At 52.3% G+C, this 21,396-nt stretch carries 17 protein-coding genes and 1 pseudogene; 6 read left to right on the forward strand and 12 right to left on the reverse strand.

Annotated elements, in window-relative coordinates; translation table 11 throughout:
- Nucleotides 1–28 precede the first annotated feature (28 nt).
- Complete coding sequence (locus QRX41_RS03010) at nucleotides 29–2,035, forward strand: glycoside hydrolase family 127 protein (protein ID WP_313838586.1); 2,007 nt, start codon at nucleotides 29–31, stop codon at nucleotides 2,033–2,035.
- Between the two features lie 500 nt (nucleotides 2,036–2,535).
- Here QRX41_RS03010 and QRX41_RS03015 read toward each other — a convergent pair whose 3' ends face one another.
- The 6 genes and pseudogenes from QRX41_RS03015 to QRX41_RS03035 all read right to left on the reverse strand — a co-directional run bounded on the left by QRX41_RS03015 (nucleotide 2,536) and on the right by QRX41_RS03035 (nucleotide 9,040).
- A complete protein-coding gene (locus QRX41_RS03015; RefSeq protein ID WP_313838587.1) occupies nucleotides 2,536–4,023 on the reverse strand; it encodes a TIM-barrel domain-containing protein in 1,488 nt (495 codons plus the stop codon).
- Nucleotides 4,024–4,107: 84 nt separating this feature from the next.
- Nucleotides 4,108–4,677, reverse strand: a pseudogene (locus QRX41_RS08485) (TIM-barrel domain-containing protein); the annotation flags it as partial.
- A gap of 95 nt (nucleotides 4,678–4,772) precedes the next feature.
- Nucleotides 4,773–5,588: a carbohydrate ABC transporter permease gene (locus QRX41_RS03020; protein WP_313838589.1), complete on the reverse strand. Its 816-nt coding sequence runs from the start codon at nucleotides 5,586–5,588 to the stop codon at nucleotides 4,773–4,775.
- Entirely contained in the window at nucleotides 5,585–6,505 is a 921-nt protein-coding gene (locus QRX41_RS03025; protein ID WP_313838590.1) for a carbohydrate ABC transporter permease, read from the reverse strand. Before QRX41_RS03025 ends, QRX41_RS03020 begins: the two co-directional genes overlap by 4 nt.
- A 277-nt stretch (nucleotides 6,506–6,782) precedes the next feature.
- Complete coding sequence (locus QRX41_RS03030; RefSeq protein ID WP_313838591.1) at nucleotides 6,783–7,955, reverse strand: extracellular solute-binding protein; 1,173 nt, start codon at nucleotides 7,953–7,955, stop codon at nucleotides 6,783–6,785.
- Between the two features lie 203 nt (nucleotides 7,956–8,158).
- Nucleotides 8,159–9,040, reverse strand: coding sequence for an AraC family transcriptional regulator (locus tag QRX41_RS03035; protein WP_313838593.1), 882 nt, complete (start codon nucleotides 9,038–9,040; stop codon nucleotides 8,159–8,161).
- 225 nt (nucleotides 9,041–9,265) lie between these two features.
- Here QRX41_RS03035 and QRX41_RS03040 point away from each other — a divergent pair, with 225 nt between their 5' ends.
- From QRX41_RS03040 to QRX41_RS03055, 4 genes are all read left to right on the forward strand, one after another.
- Entirely contained in the window at nucleotides 9,266–10,363 is a 1,098-nt protein-coding gene (locus tag QRX41_RS03040) for an NAD(P)-dependent alcohol dehydrogenase (protein ID WP_313838595.1), read from the forward strand.
- Nucleotides 10,360–11,364 carry a zinc-dependent alcohol dehydrogenase family protein gene (locus tag QRX41_RS03045; protein ID WP_313838596.1) on the forward strand — a complete coding sequence of 335 codons (1,005 nt, stop codon included), beginning with the start codon at nucleotides 10,360–10,362 and terminating at the stop codon, nucleotides 11,362–11,364. Before QRX41_RS03040 ends, QRX41_RS03045 begins: the two co-directional genes overlap by 4 nt.
- 75 nt (nucleotides 11,365–11,439) lie before the next feature.
- On the forward strand, nucleotides 11,440–11,826 hold the full coding sequence (locus tag QRX41_RS03050; protein WP_373924696.1) for a VOC family protein: 387 nt from the start codon (nucleotides 11,440–11,442) through the stop codon (nucleotides 11,824–11,826).
- Between the two features lie 307 nt (nucleotides 11,827–12,133).
- Complete coding sequence (locus QRX41_RS03055) at nucleotides 12,134–13,027, forward strand: 3-hydroxyacyl-CoA dehydrogenase (protein ID WP_313838597.1); 894 nt, start codon at nucleotides 12,134–12,136, stop codon at nucleotides 13,025–13,027.
- 222 nt (nucleotides 13,028–13,249) lie between these two features.
- Here QRX41_RS03055 and QRX41_RS03060 read toward each other — a convergent pair whose 3' ends face one another.
- From QRX41_RS03060 to QRX41_RS03080, 5 genes are all read right to left on the reverse strand, one after another.
- A complete protein-coding gene (locus QRX41_RS03060; protein WP_313838599.1) occupies nucleotides 13,250–13,960 on the reverse strand; it encodes a hypothetical protein in 711 nt (236 codons plus the stop codon).
- A 9-nt stretch (nucleotides 13,961–13,969) separates the two neighbouring features.
- Complete coding sequence (locus QRX41_RS03065) at nucleotides 13,970–15,115, reverse strand: SPFH domain-containing protein (protein WP_045925008.1); 1,146 nt, start codon at nucleotides 15,113–15,115, stop codon at nucleotides 13,970–13,972.
- A 61-nt stretch (nucleotides 15,116–15,176) separates the two neighbouring features.
- The gene (locus QRX41_RS03070) at nucleotides 15,177–15,590 is read right to left on the reverse strand and encodes a hypothetical protein (protein ID WP_024627044.1); all 414 of its coding nucleotides are present in this window, start codon (nucleotides 15,588–15,590) and stop codon (nucleotides 15,177–15,179) included.
- 44 nt (nucleotides 15,591–15,634) lie between these two features.
- On the reverse strand, nucleotides 15,635–16,216 hold the full coding sequence (locus QRX41_RS03075) for a tetratricopeptide repeat protein (RefSeq protein ID WP_024627045.1): 582 nt from the start codon (nucleotides 16,214–16,216) through the stop codon (nucleotides 15,635–15,637).
- Between the two features lie 6 nt (nucleotides 16,217–16,222).
- Nucleotides 16,223–16,903, reverse strand: coding sequence for a hypothetical protein (locus QRX41_RS03080; RefSeq protein WP_045925009.1), 681 nt, complete (start codon nucleotides 16,901–16,903; stop codon nucleotides 16,223–16,225).
- 451 nt (nucleotides 16,904–17,354) lie between these two features.
- On the opposite strand from QRX41_RS03080, the gene QRX41_RS03085 reads away from it, so the two are divergent.
- On the forward strand, nucleotides 17,355–19,013 hold the full coding sequence (locus tag QRX41_RS03085) for an MFS transporter (protein WP_313838603.1): 1,659 nt from the start codon (nucleotides 17,355–17,357) through the stop codon (nucleotides 19,011–19,013).
- A 226-nt stretch (nucleotides 19,014–19,239) separates the two neighbouring features.
- Here the strand turns inward: QRX41_RS03085 and QRX41_RS03090 are convergent, their stop codons facing one another.
- Nucleotides 19,240–21,387, reverse strand: coding sequence for a glycoside hydrolase family 2 protein (locus tag QRX41_RS03090; protein WP_313838605.1), 2,148 nt, complete (start codon nucleotides 21,385–21,387; stop codon nucleotides 19,240–19,242).
- Nucleotides 21,388–21,396: the final 9 nt, after the last annotated feature.

Raw genomic sequence — 21,396 nt, forward strand, 5'->3', positions numbered from 1 at the left:
ATCCGTCGCTCAACACACAAGGAAAGTCATGTCAATCTCCAACAATATTTCAGTCAAAATCACCTCGGAATTCTGGAACAATTATCGACAACTAGTCGCGGAAAAAGTTCTGCCCTATCAGTGGTCAGTCATGGCCGACGAAAGGCAATACAGCACTCCCAAGGACCCTTCGTCAGGACAAATGTCAGAACCCACGCGAGGCCATACCCTACGTAACCTTGAAATTGCGGCGGGGCTCAAATCAGGACATCACACGGGATACCAATTCCAGGATTCGGATCTCTACAAATGGCTGGAAGCTGTCGCCTACACTCTTCAATACCGACACGATAACGACCTGCGCACTCTGGCAGACCGACTCATTGATCTGATCGGCATGGCCCAAGACAAAGATGGATACCTAGTCACCCTTTTCCAAATTGACGCGCCAAAGGAGCGATTCCGCAGACTCCGCCAATCGCATGAGCTCTATACAATGGGGCACTATATCGAAGCTGCTACAGCTTATTACAGAAGCACAGGCAACGAAAAAGCCTTGCTCATTGCACGTGGCATGGCAGATTGCATTGACGTACATTTCGGTCCAGAAGATGGCAAGATACATGGAGTAGATGGACATCCTGAGATTGAAATAGCCCTTCCCCGCCTTTACGAAGTGACCGGCGAGAGGCGTTATTTGAGACTGGCCTCATTCTTCATTCATGAACGTGGGCAAAATCCGGACTTCTTAGACGAGCAATTCCGTCAAGGCCCCAGTGGAATCCCAGTGCTTGACGACAACCGATTCGATCATGCCTATTACCAAATAGACAAACCCTTCACCCAGCAGGAATCCGCCAACGGTCATGCCGTAAGGCTAATTTATCTGTGCATCGGGGCAGCCATGACAGGCCGACTGACGAATGACGCATCACTGATTCAAGAGGCTCAAAAACTATGGACAGATATCGTCCATCGCCGGATGTATATCACTGGCCAAGTGGGTTCCACACATCAGGGAGAAGCCTTCACTTACGATTACGACCTGCCCAATGGGACGATGTATGGAGAATCGTGTGCCTCAGTAGCTATGGCGATGTTCGCCCGCAGGATGCTTCAGATTGATCAACGCAGCGAATACGCCGATATCCTAGAAAAGGAACTGTTTAACGGAGCTATCAGTGGGATGTCCCTGGACGGCTCGCATTTCTTCTATGTCAACCCTCTTGACGCAGATCCCGAAGCATCAAGATATAACCCCGACTATGCTCATGTGCTCACACATCGTGCTGAATGGTTCGGCTGTGCCTGCTGCCCATCGAACATTGCCCGGTTAGTTGCCTCTATTGATAAATACATCTATGTTGTCGATCGTCATAATGGCATGGATATCATTTATTCTCATCAATTTATAGCCAACCAGACAAAGTTTGACCACGGAATCGTCATCAAACAGCAAAGCGACTTCCCTCGAACAGGAGCGATCAGATTCGAAATTGACAACCCAGAGAAGGCCCAATTCTCCTTTGCCATACGCATACCGTCCTGGTCGCAGAAGCGCTATATCGTTGTAAGGGATAGTCAGCCTATCACAACAAAGCCATATCAAGGCTTCGTATTTATAGAAATCGGACCTGATGATGATCATGTATCAGTGTCACTCACACTGGATATGGAACCCAAGGCTATGGTCGCCTCATCAACCGTTCGAGCGGACTCCTACAAGGTGGCATTCATGCGTGGCCCCCAGGTTTTCTGCGCCGAAAGCGTTGACAACGACCAACCGCTCCATAGGTATCGCGTCACCCATGAAGCCCTGAGCTGGCCGGGCAACGAAGTGAAAACCAAGTATCAGAAAGATCTACTAGGCGGTGTTATGACCCTAAAAGTGCCATGTGAACTACAGGAGAATACCTCGTCGAATTTATACGAATCGTATGATTCAGCCCAAGAATCGATAGGCAGCCAAAAATCGACAATGACGCTAATCCCCTATTATGCCTGGGCTAATCGCGCCGAAGGAGCGATGAGCGTCTGGTTGCATGCAGATTTGTAGACTGTACCTTTCAACCAAGCACCTGTCGAAGTGCCATTCCATCTTGACGTTCTCAGACGGAATGGTACTTCGGCCATGACTATTAACCATAGCTGTCATCCTCGGATCTGCGTATACCTCGGTCAACCCTCTATTAGGGCTCTGAATGCTGTGATTCAGGTGCGTCAGAAGAATCGTGGTACTCACGAAAATAGCCATCACCCAACTATGAAAATTAATCCACGAATGGGTGCGTTATGAAATCTGGAAAGCCAAGGCACGTGCCCCGACCTGATGCAGAATGATGACAACAAACGGAAGAACTTGATATCGGTTGGCCTATTGAGGTCCATCCTGAAGAAAGACGCAATCAACTGCTCACTTAGGCTGGGGATCATTCTTATAAAACAACGATAAAGAAAAGTTCTGTCTCATATTCACAGAACACATCTTCACCATGCAAGCAGAGGAGGCACCGTCGAGTTCTTAGGCCCGACGGTGCCTTATAAGGCAAGAAAGGCTCAGGCGGAAGCCTCCTGTATAGCTTTTCTTAATCCCTGATCTTTGCCCTGACGCGCGAAGAGGGGTATGACGTCCAAGGGGGCTTCAACCGTCTGCCATGCACCACCATGGTAAATCTGGCCGTCAGAGAGATTCTCCCATATGGTCTCTTCCCCGCCTGGCAGGTAGACTTCCCTCGAACGCGCCCCCGCCTGAACCACAGGAGCCACCAATATATCCGGTCCGAACATGTACTCATCGCTCAACCTGGCAGCCCTGTGATCTTGAGGGAACTCGTAGAAGAGACCCCGTACGATAGGGTCGCCATCTTTGTGGGCCTGGTCAAATAGCTCACGGAGGTAGGGGCGCATCTTATTTCGAATGGTGATGTACTTTACGAGAATGGCCTCAACCTCCTTACCCATGGACCATGGCTCGTTATCAGCGCCAGAATAGAACCGTGGTGAACCATCCTGGGCCCTGACGACCTCCTTGAACTCCCCCTCCTCTTTCAAAAGCCGTTCATGCGGAGCATCCAAGGCGGCAAGTGATGGGTCATCGGCATGTGGGTGGGAAAGACTGCGGTTGCCGTGGTTCCGCATAACAGGGAGGAAGCAGGAAAATTGAGACCAGCGGATGAATAGTTCTTTGAATTGGGGGTCTTCGATGTCCCCGTCGTGGAAGCCGCCCATGTCGGTGGTGAACCAGGGGATGCCAGCCATGCCCATGTGGATGGCACAGGTGATCTGCGCCTTCAGATCCTGGAAGGAGGACCCCACATCCCCCGACCAGACCAGCGCCCCGTACCGCTGCGAACCAGCCCAGGCGCACCGGGTCAGATTCACGATCCGGCCCTCCCGGCCCGCCTCCAGCTGACCCTCATAAAAGCCCTTGTTGTACTCCAGGGGATAAATGTTCCCCACCTCCACATTGGGCCCGGCATAATACCGGTAATTGTCGAAATCATACGTCCCGTACTCAGGCTCAGCCTCATCCAGCCAGAACGCATCCACCCCCTTGTCCGCATAATTGCGCTTGCAAAGATCCCAAACAAACCTACGAGCATCAGGATTAGTCACATCGACGAAAGTACAGGGCTCCCAGCACATCATAGCTATATCTTCGCCTTTTTCAGCATGGATCAGCAGGTTGTTCTGCCTCATTAGATCATAGTTTTCGCTGGATAGTGCTACTTGTGGCCAGACGGAGACCATGACCTTGACGCCCTGGGCATGCAGCCGCTCGCACATGCCCTCAGGGTCAGGCCAGAACTCATCCTCAAACCGGTAATCGCCCATATGCGGCCAATGGAAGAAGTCCACCACCACAACATCCAACGGGATCCCACGACGACGGAACCCCTCCACCACATCCTCCACCTGGCGCTGATTCCAATAGCGCAGCTTGCACTGCCAAAAACCCAACCCCCACTCAGGCATCACCGGCGCATGCCCCGTCACATCAGCATACCGACGCACCACAGCCCGCGGCGACGAGCCAGCAGTCACCCAATAATCAATCTGCCGCGTCGAAGCCGCGCACCACCTGGTCCCATTCGACGCAAACGACACCCGGCCAACCGCCGGATTATTCCACAAAAACCCATACCCCGCACTCGACACCACAAACGGCACCGACGCCTGCGAATTCCGATGCGCCAGCTCAAACGAACACCCCTTCAAATCCAACCTATCCTGCTGATACTCACCCATCCCATACAAACACTCATCATCAGGAGCATGGAAAGTAACAGTAGCTCGATAATCACCACCCGATATGGACTGGTAGTCTCTGGCTTTCAGATTCAGCGAACCCCCGTCGTCACCCTCCTCAAAAAGGAATTTTCCCTCCTTGTTGAAGAACCGGAGTCTACAAGTGGAAACTCCATATCCACGAGAGCCGTTCCACTCATACCCTCCTTCCGCAATTAGTCGGATATCACCGACGGTCACCGTAGCCCGATCCTCATCTGGAAAGATCTCGATACTGGAATTAGCTGGGCCCTTGCAGGGTAGGAGGGCCCAATCCTGATCCAACGAGATCGGGCTCATCATAGAAGCACGGACGCGCAGCCCCTGACCCCATGGTTCGATCCTCAGATATTCCCCATCCCCTGTCCAGAGAAGGGCCTTACCGTCTTCTGTTGTCTTGAATTGCGTCATGATCTCTCCAAACTTTGTGTATTAAATGAAATTTGCTTATTGAATCCGAGTTCTACGGAACGCCAAGTCGGTCGGATTGTACGGCTCAAATTTCATCAGTCCTTAATGGCTCCGGCAGTAACGCCGGCTGCCACATATTTCTGTGCTACCAAGAGAAGAACAGCCGTAGGAACGGAAGCCATAACGGCAGTTGCCATCAACGGGCCCCACTCCTCGTTATTGGCGGAAATGAAATCATAGATGCCCATGGTTATGGGCCTCATTTTGCCGCCTCCTGCATTGAGCGTCGAAGCGAACATGAAGTCCGACCAAGACCAAAGGAAGGCGAAAAGGGATGTCGTCACTATAGTGTTCCGGGACAACGGTATGACGATCTCCATGAATATCCGCCAATTTGAAGCCCCATCGATTTTAGCCGCCTCGATCAAAGACTTAGGCATAGTTTGCATAAAAGCAGTCTGCAGGATGACCGCGAAGGGAACTGATAAGGTACTGTCAGCCAGAATTAGCCCTGGAATGGAGTCAAGCAACCCCAAGTCATTGAAGATCTGATAGAAGCCCAATGACATAACCACAGCCGGTATCATCTGGGCCAGGATCAGGATGAAGTTCATACTGCGACTGCCGGCGAAGTTCAGGAAGCTCAGAGCATAGGAAGCCGGGAGAGCTATGATAAGCGTCACAATGACCACACTGAAAGCTATCAAGAGCGAAGTGCCTAGGTAGGGCAACTGGGTATGAATCATGGCCGAATAGTTGGAGAGTGTGAAATCCTTGGGGTACAGGTCCGCCGCTCGAATCGATCTGCGCTGGGTGAAGGATATGTTGATCATCCAGTAGAGCGGGAAGAGCATGACCATTGTTATCAGGATCGCAATCAACGTTTTCCACCATGTAGGACGTGGTTTCATGACAGTTCATCCTCCTTTTTCTGTGCCCAGAGGTAGATGAATGCAAAGATGAGGGCCACCAGGATCAACACCGTCCCTATAACGGATGCCTCCGAGTACTTGATTGTCATGTTGCTACCCTTGGCGAAAGCCAATGCATAGGCCCAGGTAGCAAGGGTCTGGGAGGTACCAGTACCCTGGGTCATGATCCAGATAATGTCGACGGTCTTTAGGGTATAGACGAAGCCCAGCATAAGGGTAATGAGAGTCACTGGCCGCAAGAGGGGGAAGGTAATTTTCCAGAAGCGTTGCCAGGCATTTGCTCCGTCAATCGCGGCAGCCTCGTAGAGGTCTCCGTTAATGTTCTGCAGACCCGCATAGAGGATTACAAGGTTGAAAGGTATTCCAAGCCAGATGTTGGCGATGATCACAGACCACAGTGAATGATCTGCCTGCAGCCACCAAATCGGGTCGACTCCAAATAGACCCAAGAACTTGTTAACAATTCCGTTGTCAGCATCCATCATCCACTGCCAGACCGTTCCTGAAACCATTGGGGGCAGAAGCCAAGGGACCAGGAAAATGCCTCTTAAGAAGGAGGATAGATGGAACGATTGGTTGAAAAAAACAGCCAGGGCCAGTCCGAGAGTGTACTGAACGGCAATGGAGGCGACCACAAAGATAAGAGTGTGCAGAAGAGTGGTCCAAAATTCGTTTGAAGAGAGCACCTCTTTATATATATCCAGCCCAGCAAAGGGGGCACCTCCAGTCACGAAGGTTCGGCGGGTATACCTGTGCAGACTCATGGAGATGTTTTGCAAGAGGGGGGCAACGTAGAAGAGGAGCAAGTAAATGCAGAGCGGGAGTGCGAACCCCCAAGCCGCAAGGCGGGTGAACCGCCGTGGTCTCCTCGTAATTGAGGATGGGAAGGAAATCATGTTTTTCTTTCAAAATGAAAATCAGGAAGATACTAGTTGAAGCAAAGCCTCTCCTGCTGGGCAGAGGGAGGCAATCAACAGACCCAGAATCTGAATGTGAATGAAGTGAAGAAACACGGTAGGCGACTGTTCCGATCCGACACGGTAATCAGCTCTAGGCCCCTTACCGACATCAAGTGGATAGCCGTAAGTACTTGAGGGCTATCCATCCTGATCGGAATCCACCAGTCACAAGTTGCTTTCCCGGCTGGAGTCGCTCTACCGAATGGTCATGAACTTACTTGTTGAGAGCGGCTTGGAGTTTCTTGGAGAGGTCGGAAGAAACGTTCTCGTATTTAAGCCCCAGTCGGGTGGTGCGTCCTTGGGCGGTTGCCGCAGGTTGATCCCAGCTCTGCAAGTAGGCCTGATCCTTTAACTGTTGTTCTCTTACCGCTTTTTTCGAAGCAAGATACCCAGTAGATTCACTGGCCTTGAGAAGGTCACGACCCGTCAAGCAATTCAGGAATTGAGCAGCAGCCTTTTGCTTGGTCTCATCACCCTTCTTATGGAAGGGAAGGACCAGGAACTCGCCACCCGCCGGCACCTTAGCCGGCCCGCCATTCTTAGCAGGGATGGAAAGCACTCCGTAACCTTTCTTGGAGGCACTCTCCGCCTGCCAAGAGCCATTCTCAGCGAAACCATACTCACCGCTCATGAAGACATCCCAAGCAGCTGACTGGTTATTCGTGGTGGATGATTTTGGAGCCCACCCGTTCTTAACCCACCCTGAAAGGAGGTCGCGAGCATCCTGGGCAGCTTGAGAGTCAGGATTTTCCAGATCCCCGCCTGCGCCCCAGAACCAAGGAAGGTACTGAAAAACTCCTTCCTCAGTGGCTATCCCTGAGAATGAAATACCTTTAAAACCTGCTTGGACTACCTTCTGGATGGCCGCATTAAGCGAATCCCAATCCTTGATGCCAGCCGGATCGACCCCGGCCTTCTGTAAAATATCTGGTTTGTAGTACAAGCCCAAGGTATTGACACCGTAACTGACTCCATAAGTCTTGCCGTCGATGATTCCTGGTGCAGCTATGTTCTTATCGAATCCGCTGGTATCAACGCCGGCCTCTTTCATGTCGACCACCATTCCTGAATCAACGGCGGTTGGCATGGATGGATTGTCGATCATGGCGATATCAGGCGCATTGTTCTCTTTGACTGCAATGGTCAGGGGATTCATTGTCTCGTCCTGAAGCTGACGCTTTATCGTGTATCCCTCGGGTGCACATCCCTGAACGGCCTTTCCCCATGGGGAGTCATCCTTCCGTTCTGGATATCCATCTAGAAACACAAGTTCCTTGTCATGAGCATCGGAGCCCCCCCCCCCCCCCCCGCCACAAGCAGACAGGCCTCCGCAAGCCAGAACCAGTGACACCAGTGTTGCCAATGCTTTCGTTTGTTTTGCTACCATTTGTTTCTCTTTTCTGCGACACCAAAACACGCTTCATCGCGAGTGTTCAAGGATGAGTACAGGACGGATCTTATTTAATCAATCCGTTGCACAAAATAAGATAGCGCTAATCCAAGCCACCTGCAATTCTTTGTTCCTTGAGACGCCCAAAAATGACAAGACAGCATTAATATTTGACAAATAAGTATCATTGGTTGGTCAACTCAGTACCGATGGGATTGCCGGTAGGCTCTTGGCGTCGTTCCCATCTCCTGCTTGAACCGACGATTGAAATTGGCAACATTGCCAAATCCGCTCCGGATACGGATACGGGCAATGGGCAAGTCGGTCGTGACCAGGAGGCGGGTTGCTCGGGAGATGCGCAACCTACGGACCATGTCGGAAAAGTTGATCCCTGCGGCCTTCTTAAAGAACCTAGAGAAAGCCGATGGGCTCATCGAGACAACCTCTGCAGCCTCGTTCAGGCTGATCTGACTAGAAATATGTGAATTGATATAGGCCAGGACCTGATTGATCCGGTTAGCCATATCTACCGAAGCATCAGGCTCATAGCCCGGAGTGACCATGGTGGACCATTCGTTGCTCGGAGCTTGCACGAAGACTCTGAATATCTCCAAGAGGTCAATCAGGCGGTCAAGTTCACGGTGATTCCCCATGTCGGTCAGTATCGTGGCGACCCGGACAGCGGATTGACCGGAAAGTACGATCGCCTGATGTCCCCGCTGCAGGAGAGCCGAAATCTGGCCAGCCTCAGGAAAGATCCGCGCAAGGGCCTGGATACGGTTGGGATGAACCTGGCAAGCCACATCCCTGTGCGAGATGACGGTGCCTGCAGTCAGATCAGAAATCCAATTGTGTGGCACATTGCTTCCCAAAAGCGAGACCTGCCCTGGAGAAAAAGAGACCATGCCGTCACCAGCCATCATGTAGCCTCTACTTTCTCTGATCAAATGGATCTCTATCTCCGGGTGATAATGCCACCGGGCCAGAGCGGACGGGTAGCCATGCTCCAGCCAACGGATTGATTCATCTCCCCGTGGCACCACAACCTCAAGGGCCCCACGATCAACTGCGCTGTCTCTCATGTATACGTAAACCTCCGTTGCAATCTGACACTATCAAGTGCAACAAAGCTATCGAAAACCTATTCGTGCTGTCCTTCCCCCGCAGATCAGATGAGAAGTCAAAATAATACCACTATTGGTTATAGGGCAATATATTCATCCCATCAGTGACGCATAGTATGGAAGCAAGTTGTCAATGACGATGTAAATCCAACCCCCCTTTTAGCCCGGTTAAAGGAGCAGCAAATGAAAGCGGTCGTTTTAGAGAAACAAGGCATCATCAAGGTGCGGGATGTCCCCGATCCACCCGCACCCGGATCTGGCGAATTGCTCATAGCTCCTCATACCGTTGGCATATGTGGCTCAGACCTGCACTACTACTTACACGGTAGAGTGGGCAAGTACGTCGTGCAAAAACCGATGATCATCGGACATGAGGCCTCAGGGACTGTTCTTGAAGTCGGACCCGGGGTCAAAGGGTTCAGGGTCGGCGATAAGGTGGCGATGGAACCCGGAATCCCTGATATGAATTCCAAAGCCTCCAAGCTGGGACTATACAATATTGACCCCTCTGTCCGTTTCTTTGCAACTCCGCCCGTTGATGGCTGCCTCTGCGAAAAAATTGTTCACCCCGCAGCCTTCACCTACAAGTTGCCAGAGAATATGTCCTACGCGGAAGGAGCCCTCTTAGAGCCCCTTTCAGTAGGAATGTGGTCTGCTACCAAGGCCAGGATAAAACCAGGTGACACCGGAGCCGTAATTGGAGCCGGAACCATTGGACTGATGACTGCGGCTTCGGCTATGGCCGGGGGATGCGCACGCGTCTTAGTGTCCGACTCATCCCGAGTTAAATTGAATCTAGCTGCCCAAATCCCTGGAATCATTCCTGTGGACATCAACCATGACAGCCTTCTGGACCGGGTCATGGATGAGACAGACGGATGGGGAGCGGACCGTGTCTTCGAGGCATCTGGAAACCTCAATGCCTACCAGGAGCTCTGGAAACTGGGAGCACCGGGCAACACTACCGTTATTGTCGGCATCCCAGCCGAAGGAATCGTCCCTATGGATATTACCGAGGTCCAGGCCAGGGAGACCCGTATAGAGAACGTCTTTAGGTATGCCAATGTTTACCAGAAGTCCATTGATCTAGTTTCAGCAGGAAAAATTAACCTGACGCCCTTCATCTCCCGAACCTACAGAATGGATCAGGCCCAGGAGGCTTTCGACAGGGCAGCCCAGGGGCACCAGGAGGATGTCAAAATCCAGATAGAGCTACCCGATTTCAAGGAAGCTGCCGACAACGCACAACCCGGAGCACAGGAACCTGGGGATGAGTCATGAAGGCACTTGTTCTAAAAAACCCACAAGAACTGGACCTGGAGGATGTGCCCACGCCCCACACTGGCAGCGGAGAAGTCCTCATCCGCACTGCTTATGCGGGTATTTGCGGCACCGACCGTGATCTGTATCTGGGTCTTCCTGGTTCAGCTAAAGCTGATCCGCCCATCATACTAGGCCACGAGAATTCAGGCCGGATCGCATACGTCGGAAGCCAGGTGACCGGTCTAGCGGTTGGGGATAATGTGGCCGTGGATCCCAACATCTACTGCCACCAGTGCAACTACTGCCGAAGCGGGAAACCCGGGCTTTGCAGTCACTTGTCAGCTATCGGTGTAACCCGGAACGGTGGGATGGCGGAATACTTCTCGGCCCCTGCTGAAGTAGTCTACAAAGTACCCAATGGAGTCGCGCTGCGAGAAGCATCCATGATGGAACCAATCTCCTGTGCGGTCCACGGCGTAAATCTCATGGAATTGCGACCCAGCCAGAAGGCACTGGTCATCGGGGACGGCTTCATGGGACAGCTCTTCGCCCAGATTCTTCAATGCTATGGTCTGGTCCAGGTGGATCTAGCCGGTATCAGTGCCGAGAAACTGGCCTTGGGCAGACGTTTGAGCAACATCCACGCCACGTACAAGACTGACTGCGAGACTCTGCCTGTCGAGGCCTATGATCTGGTCGTGGAGGCCGTTGGCCTTCCAGCCACACAGGCGCAGGCCATCCAAGCGTGCAGACGTGGTGCCCAGGTCCTCATGTTCGGGGTGGGCGCCCCCGATGCCCACTTCACCATGAACACCTATGATATTTACCAGAAAGAACTGACCATCAAAGGATCCTTCATCAATCCCCTCTCCTGCATGGATGCCATCAGTCTCCTAGAATCCGGGCGGTTGAATATCAGCGACCTGATTAGTCACGAACTGAAACTGGAACAAGTTCCTGAACTCATGGAAGGCAAGATTGGTGAAACGACCAAGGCATTGGTCACATTCCCGAATTGACAAGAACTGCTGAAACAGCCCTAACATGCTATCAAGTACCTTAACCCTCAAGGAGGAGTCATCACTATGCAAACCATGTCGGCTTTCACCACTGACTTCCAGCACTCGGGCATGATCGCCCGCGATCTGGACGAGACCATCGACTTCTACACGAACAAACTCGGGTTCGAGATGGTCGGCATCTACCCCAACGGAGAGAACCGCTGCGCCTTTCTGCGCCTAGGCCATCTGACCATCGAAACCTGGGAGGGTGAGCCTGCGCCCATGCGCACCGGAGCCATCAACCATTGGGCGCTGGATACGCCAGACATCGATGCCGCCTACAAGCATGCCCTGGAGATGGGATTGACCATCAGAGAGGACTCCATCCAGTCCATTCCCACCTTCTGGCAGCACGGAATCCGCTACTTCAACGTCATCGGACCCAACCAGGAGACCATCGAGTTCTGCCAGATTCTCTGACCGTCCTCTTGATGTCCGCTGACTCTTCGCTCTCGCAGATACCGAGGAATGCAGGTGGCCGATTGCGTCTTCGGTTCACCCGTTTCCCATCCGACGGCAACTGCCGCTATAAGCTACATGTGAGCAAAGCGACAAAATTCTCAATGTTTCACACATTTGATTGCCCAAGCGGATAAACCGTGTTTCGCGCCTTATTCCAAGCTTCCGGCAATCATGGAACGCCCAGAATAATCCCAGCTATCTCCAGTAGAATAGAAGAGTATCCAAGGATGGATGCATGGATGCATTGCAACGGAAAGAGGTTTCTATGACGAACATTCATAATGTCACGGTTGCCGGCGGTGGGGTGCTTGGCAGCCAGATCGCCTATCAATCAGCCTTCAAGGGCAAGAAAGTGACGATCTACGACATCAACGACCAGGCTGTGGCGGCCGCAGAGGAGCGTGTCAAGAACCTGCGGGATTCCTACAAGCACGATATCAACGCCACTGATGAGCAGTTCGACGCAGGCCTGAACAACATGTCCTTTACCGCCGACATGGCCGAGGCTGTCAAGAACGCTGACCTGGTCATCGAGGCTGTCCCCGAGAAGCCCTCCATCAAGCACGACTTCTACCAGAGCCTGGCCAAACTGGCGCCCAAGGACACCATCTTCACCAGCAACTCATCCACCTACGTGCCCAGCACCTTCGCCCCCGACACGGGCAGGCCGGATAAGTTCCTGAACATGCACTTCGCCAACCAGGTCTGGCTGAACAACACTGCAGAGATCATGGGCTCCGAGCAGACCGACCCCAAGGTCTTCAACGAGATCGTGGACTATGCCAAGGAAATCGGCATGGTTCCCATCGTCCTGAAGAAGGAGCAGCCAGGATACGTCCTGAACACCCTTCTCATCCCCCTGCTCAACGCCGCCGCCCACCTCTGGGGCCACGACATCGCAGACCCGGAGACCGTGGACAAGACCTGGATGATCGGCACTGGTGCCCCAATGGGACCCTTTGCCATCTTTGACGTTGTGGGACTGCGGACTGCCTTCAACATCACCAAGGAGCAGCAGGGTGACAACCCTGACTTCAAGCCCTTCATGGATAAGATCCAGAAGATGATGGACGAAGGCAAGACCGGCAAGGACTCCGGACAAGGCTTCTACACCTATCCCAACCCCGCCTTTGCTGATCCAAACTTCCTGAAGGCCTGACAGGAGCTAGGTTCTTCCTAAGAACAAAGAACCCGACCGTCTTCAGGGACACGCCATAATGGGTGGACCTGTAAGACGGCCGGGTTCTCTTCGCTTTTTAAGCCATGACAACAGTTCCCGCTATGCACAATTATGCAGACTGCATAATACGGACCCGATTCCGCTAACAGGCATCTCGGGGCCTCACAAAATTGTATGAGACGCTTCGTGTGACGAGAGTTATCAGCGCACTCTGTTGAGCGTATCCCGAATATGTTGAAGAGTAGGAAGATCTACACTGCCCTTAGCTGTAGCTTCTTGAATTTCATTGATGGCACGGGAATAGAAGAGACCGGTCGTAGCATCGGGAACAAGCGGCAGGGATTCGACCTTACGCTGAATTTGACTGCTGATATCAGTCGCCTCCTTGTCATTCGGATCCAAACACGAATCAAGGAAGAGCACCTGAGATTTCAGCTGTGCACGGTTGGCGACCTTTTCGTCCCTCACGACCTGCTGGCGAACCGTATGCACGTTGGCTGTAATGTTGCCGACCCACAAGGAAATGACCACGATGGTGAGCAGAACTTCGACCAGGAGGGGGATGAAAAATCCACTAGGCAATATGTGCCTCAAGGTGAGATTCCCGGACCACCAGGGGGCATTCCAAGCTGAAAAGTAGAAAATCGCAATAATACCCTGAATCAGATAACCAACAGCCGGAAATACCACATTCTCAGCTATCAGACGGTAATAAAGATTTTCGTTCCTTGATGCAGCATCTTCATCGCTACGCGACTGAGCCACCCAGCACAAAACAGTGAACAACAATAGGAAGAGCATCACTATCCACTGAGCGGGAGGGGCAAAGCCATAGGTACCAATTTCAGCCATGAAAGCCGCACAACCTATGAGCGTCAGGACCGTTGCAAAAATCGAAACTAGATACTTCATTCAAGTCACCTACATTTCCTTGAGTATGTCGGCCTTTTTAGCCTCATACTCCTCTTGGGAAATAAGCTCTTTCGACAGCATTTCCTTCAGTCTGCTCAACCGCTCTACAGGGTCGACGGAGGCCGGTTGAGGAGCTGCTTGTGCCTGTCCCATCGTCTGATTGACCATGTTGGGAATGACCTGACCCATGCCGGCTCCCATGGTCAATCCCATACCCGCCCCTAGGAGAGCTCCACCGTCAGAGCCAGGATTGGACGCGGCACCATTCATGGCATTCAAAACCTGAGCCTGCTGATAGTTGGTGCCATAAGTCTCATACGCAGACTGCTGGCCCTGCGCATATGCCGCTTCGCCTTGCCCCTGGGCCATACGCCCATAGAACTGCTCGCGATTCTTGGATACCAGCTCCTGGGCTTCCTGTCTGGCTTCATTGTCGACAATGTCAATTGCGGAAATGCTGAAGTTCAGTACTTTCATGCCGTATTCAGCAGCAATAGGCGCGATTTCATCCTCTATTGTCTTGGCATAGGTTACAGCATTGGCAGGCACCGAGATTAGGGGCCCCTCCCATTTGGTCAGCTCAGTGGTCAAGATAGAAACGATGTGGCCAAGAAACTGGTTGCGGAAGTAGTCGGTAATCGACTCCTGATCGGTCAGATCATAGTTATTGCCGATCAATTGAGTAAGAAAAATGCCGCAGTCGTCAACTTTGATGCGATAAGCGCCTCTTGCCCTCACCTCAGTTTCAACGCCGATCCCTTGGAACTGGTCGCCAAGAGCCTTGTCGTAGACCTTGATAGGTGTCTGTGTGCCCCACTTGATTTCCCTGCTGGTCGCTGTACGAACAAAATAGACCAGCGAGTGGAACGAAGAGACTCCGCCGGACAGACTGTTCCTCAAACGGGATATAAAAGGATAATTGGCACTAGTCAGGGTATAACTACCTGGATCGAAAATTTGCTCGATCGTACCCTGATAGACGAAGATGGCCTTTTCTCCAGGACCTACCACCAAGGTGGTCCCGTTGTTGAAGTCTTCTTCGGGGTTTTTGAATATGAGTGTGTCGTTATCTGAACGGTTCTTGATGACGTCGACAAAGTGCTTCTCACCGCCTGCAAAAGCGGCTTCATTGGAGTTGCGCTTGAATACAGCCATCTGTACACCCCTTTTTCTTATGCATTGTTCGACCCGTATCCATTACCTGGTCAAGCAGCAATCAGTCGTCATACTCGTCCCATAGACTCACAAGACCATGGGCAGAATTCAAGAAGGACTCCGAACCTTCATAACTGTTTGACTTCAGTTCCAGCTTTTTCCCGGTTCGCATGCTGATGACGCACCCAAAGTCATCCACTCGAATATCGACTATGTTCTTGAACCGATACACGTCAAAGAAAGTGCGACCAGGAGGCGTTGCGTCTCCAGCCCTATCAGGCTGAAGTTCGAACATGGCGGAGTATATTTTTTTATTTCCGAACATCCAGACCGTGATCATCATATGACCGTTCATTTGCTGGATGTAGGAAACAGGTTCCACCCTGCCCACTTCATCCTCGTCGAAAATGCCGCAGATCTCCATAGCCGTATCCTTACGCCTATCTATGGCAACGCTGTAGTCTTCGAAACTCACTCCTATTCACACCTTTCCCGAATCACAAACTTCAGCATCGATCGTCACTTCATCAACAGTTCATTCATCTCTTGGCTGTCGGAATCAGTCAGTCCTCCTTGCTTGGCCGCTTCCATCACCTCCTTGGATGATTGTGAATACCTGATGTAGCGCTGCTCAAAAAGTCGTTTGATCAATATTGCTTTTGCACACAGATACTGGGGATGTGGATTCATCTCAATCGCAGAATCCAGAGTCGCCATTATTGACTCCGCCTCTTTGAGCTTTATCTTGAACGGTTTTTGAGACTTGAACCTGCTTAATGCAATATGGAAAAGAACATCGGAATCGTTAGAACCATTTTCTACAGCCTTTTCCAAGTTCTCAGTAGCTTCTTGGTACTGGCCCCTATCAAAAAGGACGTACCCCAATGAAGCCAGCACCTTCGGATCGTTGGGCGAATCCTTCAGCACCTCCTGGTACTTATCGAGGAATCGTGCCGAGTCCTTGTAAGTGGCTCGACGAACCTGTTTAAAGTTCAATGAGGTTAGAACAACAGGTCTTCCGCAATAAGGACATTGCTTACTCGAAGCCGAAAGTGGTGCCCCGCAGCCGGGGCACACGATATCCGAATCAACAGAAGGCATGATGCATCAACGACGCCGCATCGATCTGCTCATGTCAGCCATGCCTTTCTGAATAGCCTGCGTCTGCTCGGCCTGTGCGGCCAAAGCACGCCGAGACTGTTCAGCCTGAGCCTCCATGTTCTTCTGCATCTGTCGCTGCTGCTGTTCAAAGCCACGGGCGTTATCATCAAGGCTCTTGAGAAACAGATCATCAATCTTCTTGAAAAGACCGGTAGAAGGCGAATGCAGTGTTTCACCGTGCCCAATGGAGTCGACAAAACCGTCGAAGAATCCATTCCACTCAGCAAGGAGATCGGCAGATTTGTTTGCATCAATTGATTTGAAAACGAAGTGGCAAATTATGCCGGCGATGACCATTATGAGACCAAGAACACGAAGTTTGTCATTCACAAGGAACAAAAGGCCCAGCACAATCAATGCAATCTTGACAAGCAGGAAGATAAGATGTTGTGTTTTCAGTTTCTTCTCTTCTGCTTCAATTGCAGAACGCTTATCGGGAAGTTGCTGGTTGAAGGAGGTATTGAGCTTAGTCAGTTGCTGCGAAAAGTCATCAGGTAAAATTCTGTCCGGCCCTTCCAGATTAGCCGTACGAATCATATTGAGCTGATTTTTGGCATTGCCGTAAGCAACATTGACATCATCACTGTGGTCAAAAGCGAGAGCGGCAATATTTTCTTTGTAACCCATTCTTCAGTCTCCTTGATTTGGGTAAACATCAGGGAGGAGAATGCATGAATTATGGATTAGCTTATGGCCTACCCCCCCCCCCGCGATACGGGGCAGGGCATTAAACCAACCTTTAGCGAAAGCAGACATCATTACCCCTTTCGTTCCCCTGCGATGTTCTTGACAAGCTGAATATACCACTACGTACACGACAACAGCCAAAAAAGTTCTGAATTGCGACCCCAGAAACAAGATACGCCGGCCTCATCTTCAAATCTGTATCCATTTAGTTAATCAGTAATACAAAACTACCGGGTTCGGTAGCGCGGCTACATCATTCCACCTTGAAGAAAACAGCGTGGTAAGCTGTATATTTATGGCATTTTTGTGAAAACCGCTAAAGGAAGAGGCAAACAGGGAAATCACAACGGCGGAAAAGACGAACAACGGCCTAGTGGCCGGAGAAGGAACAATGGCAGAGGACGATAAAATTGCGGCTGCAGATAGCAGCGAACATGAGCAGGAACGTCGCGACAGGCAGACAGCCAAGCAGGTCAAGAAACAGCAGGCCGCAGCCAAGCGCAAGGCCAAGAAGCGCAACCAGCGGCCGCACCGGGGCTGGAGCGAACGCCTGCATCTGACCGACATCAACGTGGTGGACAGATCCACTCTCAAGCGGGCCATCGCCGGCACCGTGGTCGGCAACTTCATGGAATGGTACGACGTGGGGGTCTACGGCTACCTGGCAGTGACGATCGGCCGTGTCTTCCTGTCCGACGCATCTGATGCCGTACAGCGACTCTTCTCCCTGGGTGTCTTCGCCGTCACCTTCATCGCTCGGCCCTTGGGCGGCGTGGTTCTGGGCCAGCTGGGCGACAAGATCGGCCGCCAGCGCATTCTGGCCTTCACCCTGCTGAGCATGTCCGCGGCCACTCTGCTGATCGGCCTTCTGCCCAGCTATGCGGTCGTCGGTCCCCTGGCGCCCATTCTGCTCATCCTGCTCAAGCTGATCCAGGGCTTCTCCACGGGCGGCGAGTACGCGGGCGCCTCGACCATGGTCACCGAATACTCGCCGGACCGGCACCGCGGCTTCTTCGCCTCCCTGCTGGATGTGGGATCCTACCTGGGCTACGCCTTCGGAGCAGCCTTGGTCTCCCTGCTGGAGTTCTCCATCTCCCCGCAGGCCATGCTGGCCTGGGGCTGGCGCATCCCCTTCATCATTGCCCTGCCGCTGGCTGCCATCGCGGTCTACTTCCGAGCCAAGGTCCAGGACACCCCCGCCTTCCGTCAGGCCCAGGATGCCAGCGACGAGAAGACCAAGAGCCAGCACAAGAGCCTGCTGGATCTGATCCGGGGCTACTGGCGGGAGCTGCTCATGGCCTTCATCCTGGTGGCTGCGGCCAATACTCTGAGCTACACGCTGACCGCCTACATGCCCACCTACCTGTCGGGCACCCTGCACTACAACACGGCCCAGGCCAATCTGCTCTCCCTGCCGGTCCTGCTCATGGTGGCCTTCTGCATCCCCATCACCGGAGCCCTCTCCGACCGCTTTGGCCGCAAGAAGGTGCTGTTCATGGGGGCCTTCACTGGACTCTGCCTGTCCCTGCCGGCCTTCCGACTGTTGGAGCATGAGACCACCGGTGCCGTCTTCGGCGGACTGGTTCTGCTGGCCATCCCGGTCATCTTCTTCGTGGCTAACCTGGCCTCCACCCTGCCGGCCCTCTTCCCCACCGCTTCCCGCTACGGCGGCATGGGACTGTCATACAACCTGGCCGTAGCCGTCTTCGGCGGGACCGCACCTGTCATTATGGAAGGACTGGTGACCGCGACTGGCAAGTCCCTGGCACCCGCCTATTGGATCATGTTCACCTCAACTTGCGGTCTGATCACCGTGCTCTTCCTAGCGGAGACCGCCCGACGCCCCATGCCCGGCACCCTGCCTACTGTGCTCAACCGGCAGGAAGCACGCGACCTGGTGGCCACACAAGACCACAACCCCGACCTAGACGTGAAGACCATCATCAAGGATGCCGAAGAGAGCGGAGTGCGCAAGACACCGAAAAAGCTGGTTGCCGAGACTCGCAAACTTCTGGGCATTCCCCGCTCCGGAGCCAAAAACAAGAAGTAGCTACCACTGTCAAGCCACGTAAACATCCAGGCTCTGCTTAGGCGACTATGTCTAAGCTGCATACGGGAGATCTCTTTCTCCTTGGAGAATAAGGCGACAGTTTAGCTGCTTCACTGTCGATGTGTCGAAAATACGACACGCAAAGTATTTGGCCGGTGGCTTGAAAAGAAAATCATTTCAAGCCACCGGCCGATTCTTGATTCCATCACCACTTTCTTACTGCCGTTCAGGCAGAATATAGGCGGACTCCAAACTCATGGCTGAGCCTTACAGGATGGCCCGACGGATGCTCAGGATGGCTGAAGACACTGTCATAGCTGTTTGATGCCAGAACTCTTTTTTCTCCGTCACACAGGGTCAAGTAAGCCGATAAATCGTCGCCGTCATTTTGCTGTGAAGCGAGTGAGACCTCCTGTATCTGAACGCTTGAAAAAGGCGCAAGTGAAATAGATGCATTTCCTTTCAGCACCTCGTACCCTTGCGAATTCACGAATCGCCAGGTAACGGAAACCTGACCTAGATCCTTGGGGGAGTCATTGGCAACAACCAATCCAGAGATCTTTTTGCTACACCTATTCAGGAAAACACCTATGGGTTGATTGATCCTGGCAACCACCTCGTATGCAGGTTTCGGCTGCCCCCACCAATCCAACAGCCCATAGAAGCTTTGTGGGCACAGGTCTATGAACATGAACTGTACATATCCCCAATTGGGTGCAGCTCTTTGACACCGATAGTGCTCGATGTAATACTTGAGCAGCTCAGTCTGATAACGTTGCAATGTTCCTGTCAAAGGCTCCAAGGCCGCTATACGCTCTGTCAATGTCCCGAGATTCCTCAAATTTCCAAAGTAGCCGGGGGCGTCGAAACCAAATTCTGTATTGAACTTCTCTTTCGTGCCGTCAATCAACGTATACGACGTGGGAGGAGTATCCAACGATCCCGTATAGTTGTGGCTGTCTCCGCTGGTCAAATCATCAGCGCAATACGAGCCTTTGATAACGGGACGAGTCGGGTCTGTTCGAGTGACCTCCCGATAGATGGCAGGGCCTGGACTCACTTGCATAGCCGTGCCCTGTGTGCCCTTCGGCACATCCACTACGCCTGGTTCATTAAGGCATATCCAGCTGAAAACACTGGCATGTCTATCGAGGGTTTTGACGGTACTGACAAACAACCGTACAAACGTTTCCGCCCACTCAGAAGTCCTGGGCTGGTTCCAGTTGTATTCTGAATCCTGGATCACGGCAATGCCCATGCGGTCGCATAAATCGTACAATTCCGGCTTCTCGACATGCACATGCACCCGGATCAAGTTGAATCCAGCCATTTTGATAGCCTGCAAATCACGCAGGTACCGCATTCTGTGCATTCGAGATATATAGACATCAGGGAAATAGGATGTCCCACGCACATACAGGGGCTTTCCATTAAGCACGAACCGGGTTGTCGATTCATCACGATCAAGTTTGACATTCCGGAATCCGATCTTCCGGCTTTCCACCTGTTCGCCGTCCAAGCTCAATGTCATGTCATAGAGCTTCGGCTCTCCCAGATCCCAAGTGAACCAAGGCGTCACGCCATCAACGGCAGCTTTGAACTCGAAAGATCCCTGGACCTGCTTATCCGCGTCAAGCAGCACACGGCCATCAACTGGATCCCGCACCAAGGTTCTCAGCAGAGATGGATGATCATTACCGCAACCGAGTGCTTTCCCTCTAACGATTATTCTTCCACGACCCTGATCATCCATCCACACGCTCAGGCGCGGATCTTCAGCCAGACAAGCAGACTCATGAATCGATAGGGTAACCTTGCCGTAAATGCCCACGGGATTCACGTCACGGGCTATAAGGCCGTCATCATGCTCGTAGGTTCCTTTGACCAATCTCCTTTCAACCATATAGGTACGGTTCTCAACGTCATCATTCCTTATCTGCCTATCCCAAGGTGACCAAACCTTGACCATCAGGATATTCGTGCCGGAGTGTACGACATTGCTGACATCAAAGACGAACGACTCACTGTAGCCCTCATGGGAGCCAAGGAGTTGCCCGTTCATCCACACCTTGCAAAAGTAATCGACATTGCTGAACCGCAGCAGAATCTTGCCGTCCGTCTCAGAATTATCAAGCTTAATGAGCCGACGATACCACCAAGGCGCCTGATTGAAATACCGTAGCCGGCGTCCCCAATAAGGCTGCTCATCTAACAGACACTGAAGATGCTCCAGAGCCGGCAACGGCTCCCACTCTGATATCTGCGGTCCGACCTGTGTACAGTCGCGATCCTCATATAGCTTCAGTCTTTCACCAACATCATTGACATCTTGCAGGACACTCCAATCGCTACTGATATCCAATTGCTTATTCATTATTTTCCT

Origin of the sequence: Bifidobacterium kimbladii (genome assembly GCF_032193675.1) — a bacterium.
Lineage (GTDB): Bacteria > Actinomycetota > Actinomycetes > Actinomycetales > Bifidobacteriaceae > Bombiscardovia > Bombiscardovia kimbladii.

Coding starts and splice junctions, on each gene's coding strand:
- QRX41_RS03090 (WP_313838605.1), bottom strand. CDS start 21,387: ATGAATAAGCAATTGGATATCAGTAGCGATTGGAGTGTCCTGCAAGAT.
- QRX41_RS03030 (WP_313838591.1), bottom strand. CDS start 7,955: ATGGTAGCAAAACAAACGAAAGCATTGGCAACACTGGTGTCACTGGTT.
- QRX41_RS03080 (WP_045925009.1), bottom strand. CDS start 16,903: ATGGGTTACAAAGAAAATATTGCCGCTCTCGCTTTTGACCACAGTGAT.
- QRX41_RS03045 (WP_313838596.1), top strand. CDS start 10,360: ATGAAGGCACTTGTTCTAAAAAACCCACAAGAACTGGACCTGGAGGAT.
- QRX41_RS03020 (WP_313838589.1), bottom strand. CDS start 5,588: ATGAAACCACGTCCTACATGGTGGAAAACGTTGATTGCGATCCTGATA.
- QRX41_RS03025 (WP_313838590.1), bottom strand. CDS start 6,505: ATGATTTCCTTCCCATCCTCAATTACGAGGAGACCACGGCGGTTCACC.
- QRX41_RS03010 (WP_313838586.1), top strand. CDS start 29: ATGTCAATCTCCAACAATATTTCAGTCAAAATCACCTCGGAATTCTGG.
- QRX41_RS03060 (WP_313838599.1), bottom strand. CDS start 13,960: ATGAAGTATCTAGTTTCGATTTTTGCAACGGTCCTGACGCTCATAGGT.
- QRX41_RS03035 (WP_313838593.1), bottom strand. CDS start 9,040: ATGAGAGACAGCGCAGTTGATCGTGGGGCCCTTGAGGTTGTGGTGCCA.
- QRX41_RS03050 (WP_373924696.1), top strand. CDS start 11,440: ATGTCGGCTTTCACCACTGACTTCCAGCACTCGGGCATGATCGCCCGC.
- QRX41_RS03085 (WP_313838603.1), top strand. CDS start 17,355: ATGGCAGAGGACGATAAAATTGCGGCTGCAGATAGCAGCGAACATGAG.
- QRX41_RS03075 (WP_024627045.1), bottom strand. CDS start 16,216: ATGCCTTCTGTTGATTCGGATATCGTGTGCCCCGGCTGCGGGGCACCA.
- QRX41_RS03065 (WP_045925008.1), bottom strand. CDS start 15,115: ATGGCTGTATTCAAGCGCAACTCCAATGAAGCCGCTTTTGCAGGCGGT.
- QRX41_RS03055 (WP_313838597.1), top strand. CDS start 12,134: ATGACGAACATTCATAATGTCACGGTTGCCGGCGGTGGGGTGCTTGGC.
- QRX41_RS03040 (WP_313838595.1), top strand. CDS start 9,266: ATGAAAGCGGTCGTTTTAGAGAAACAAGGCATCATCAAGGTGCGGGAT.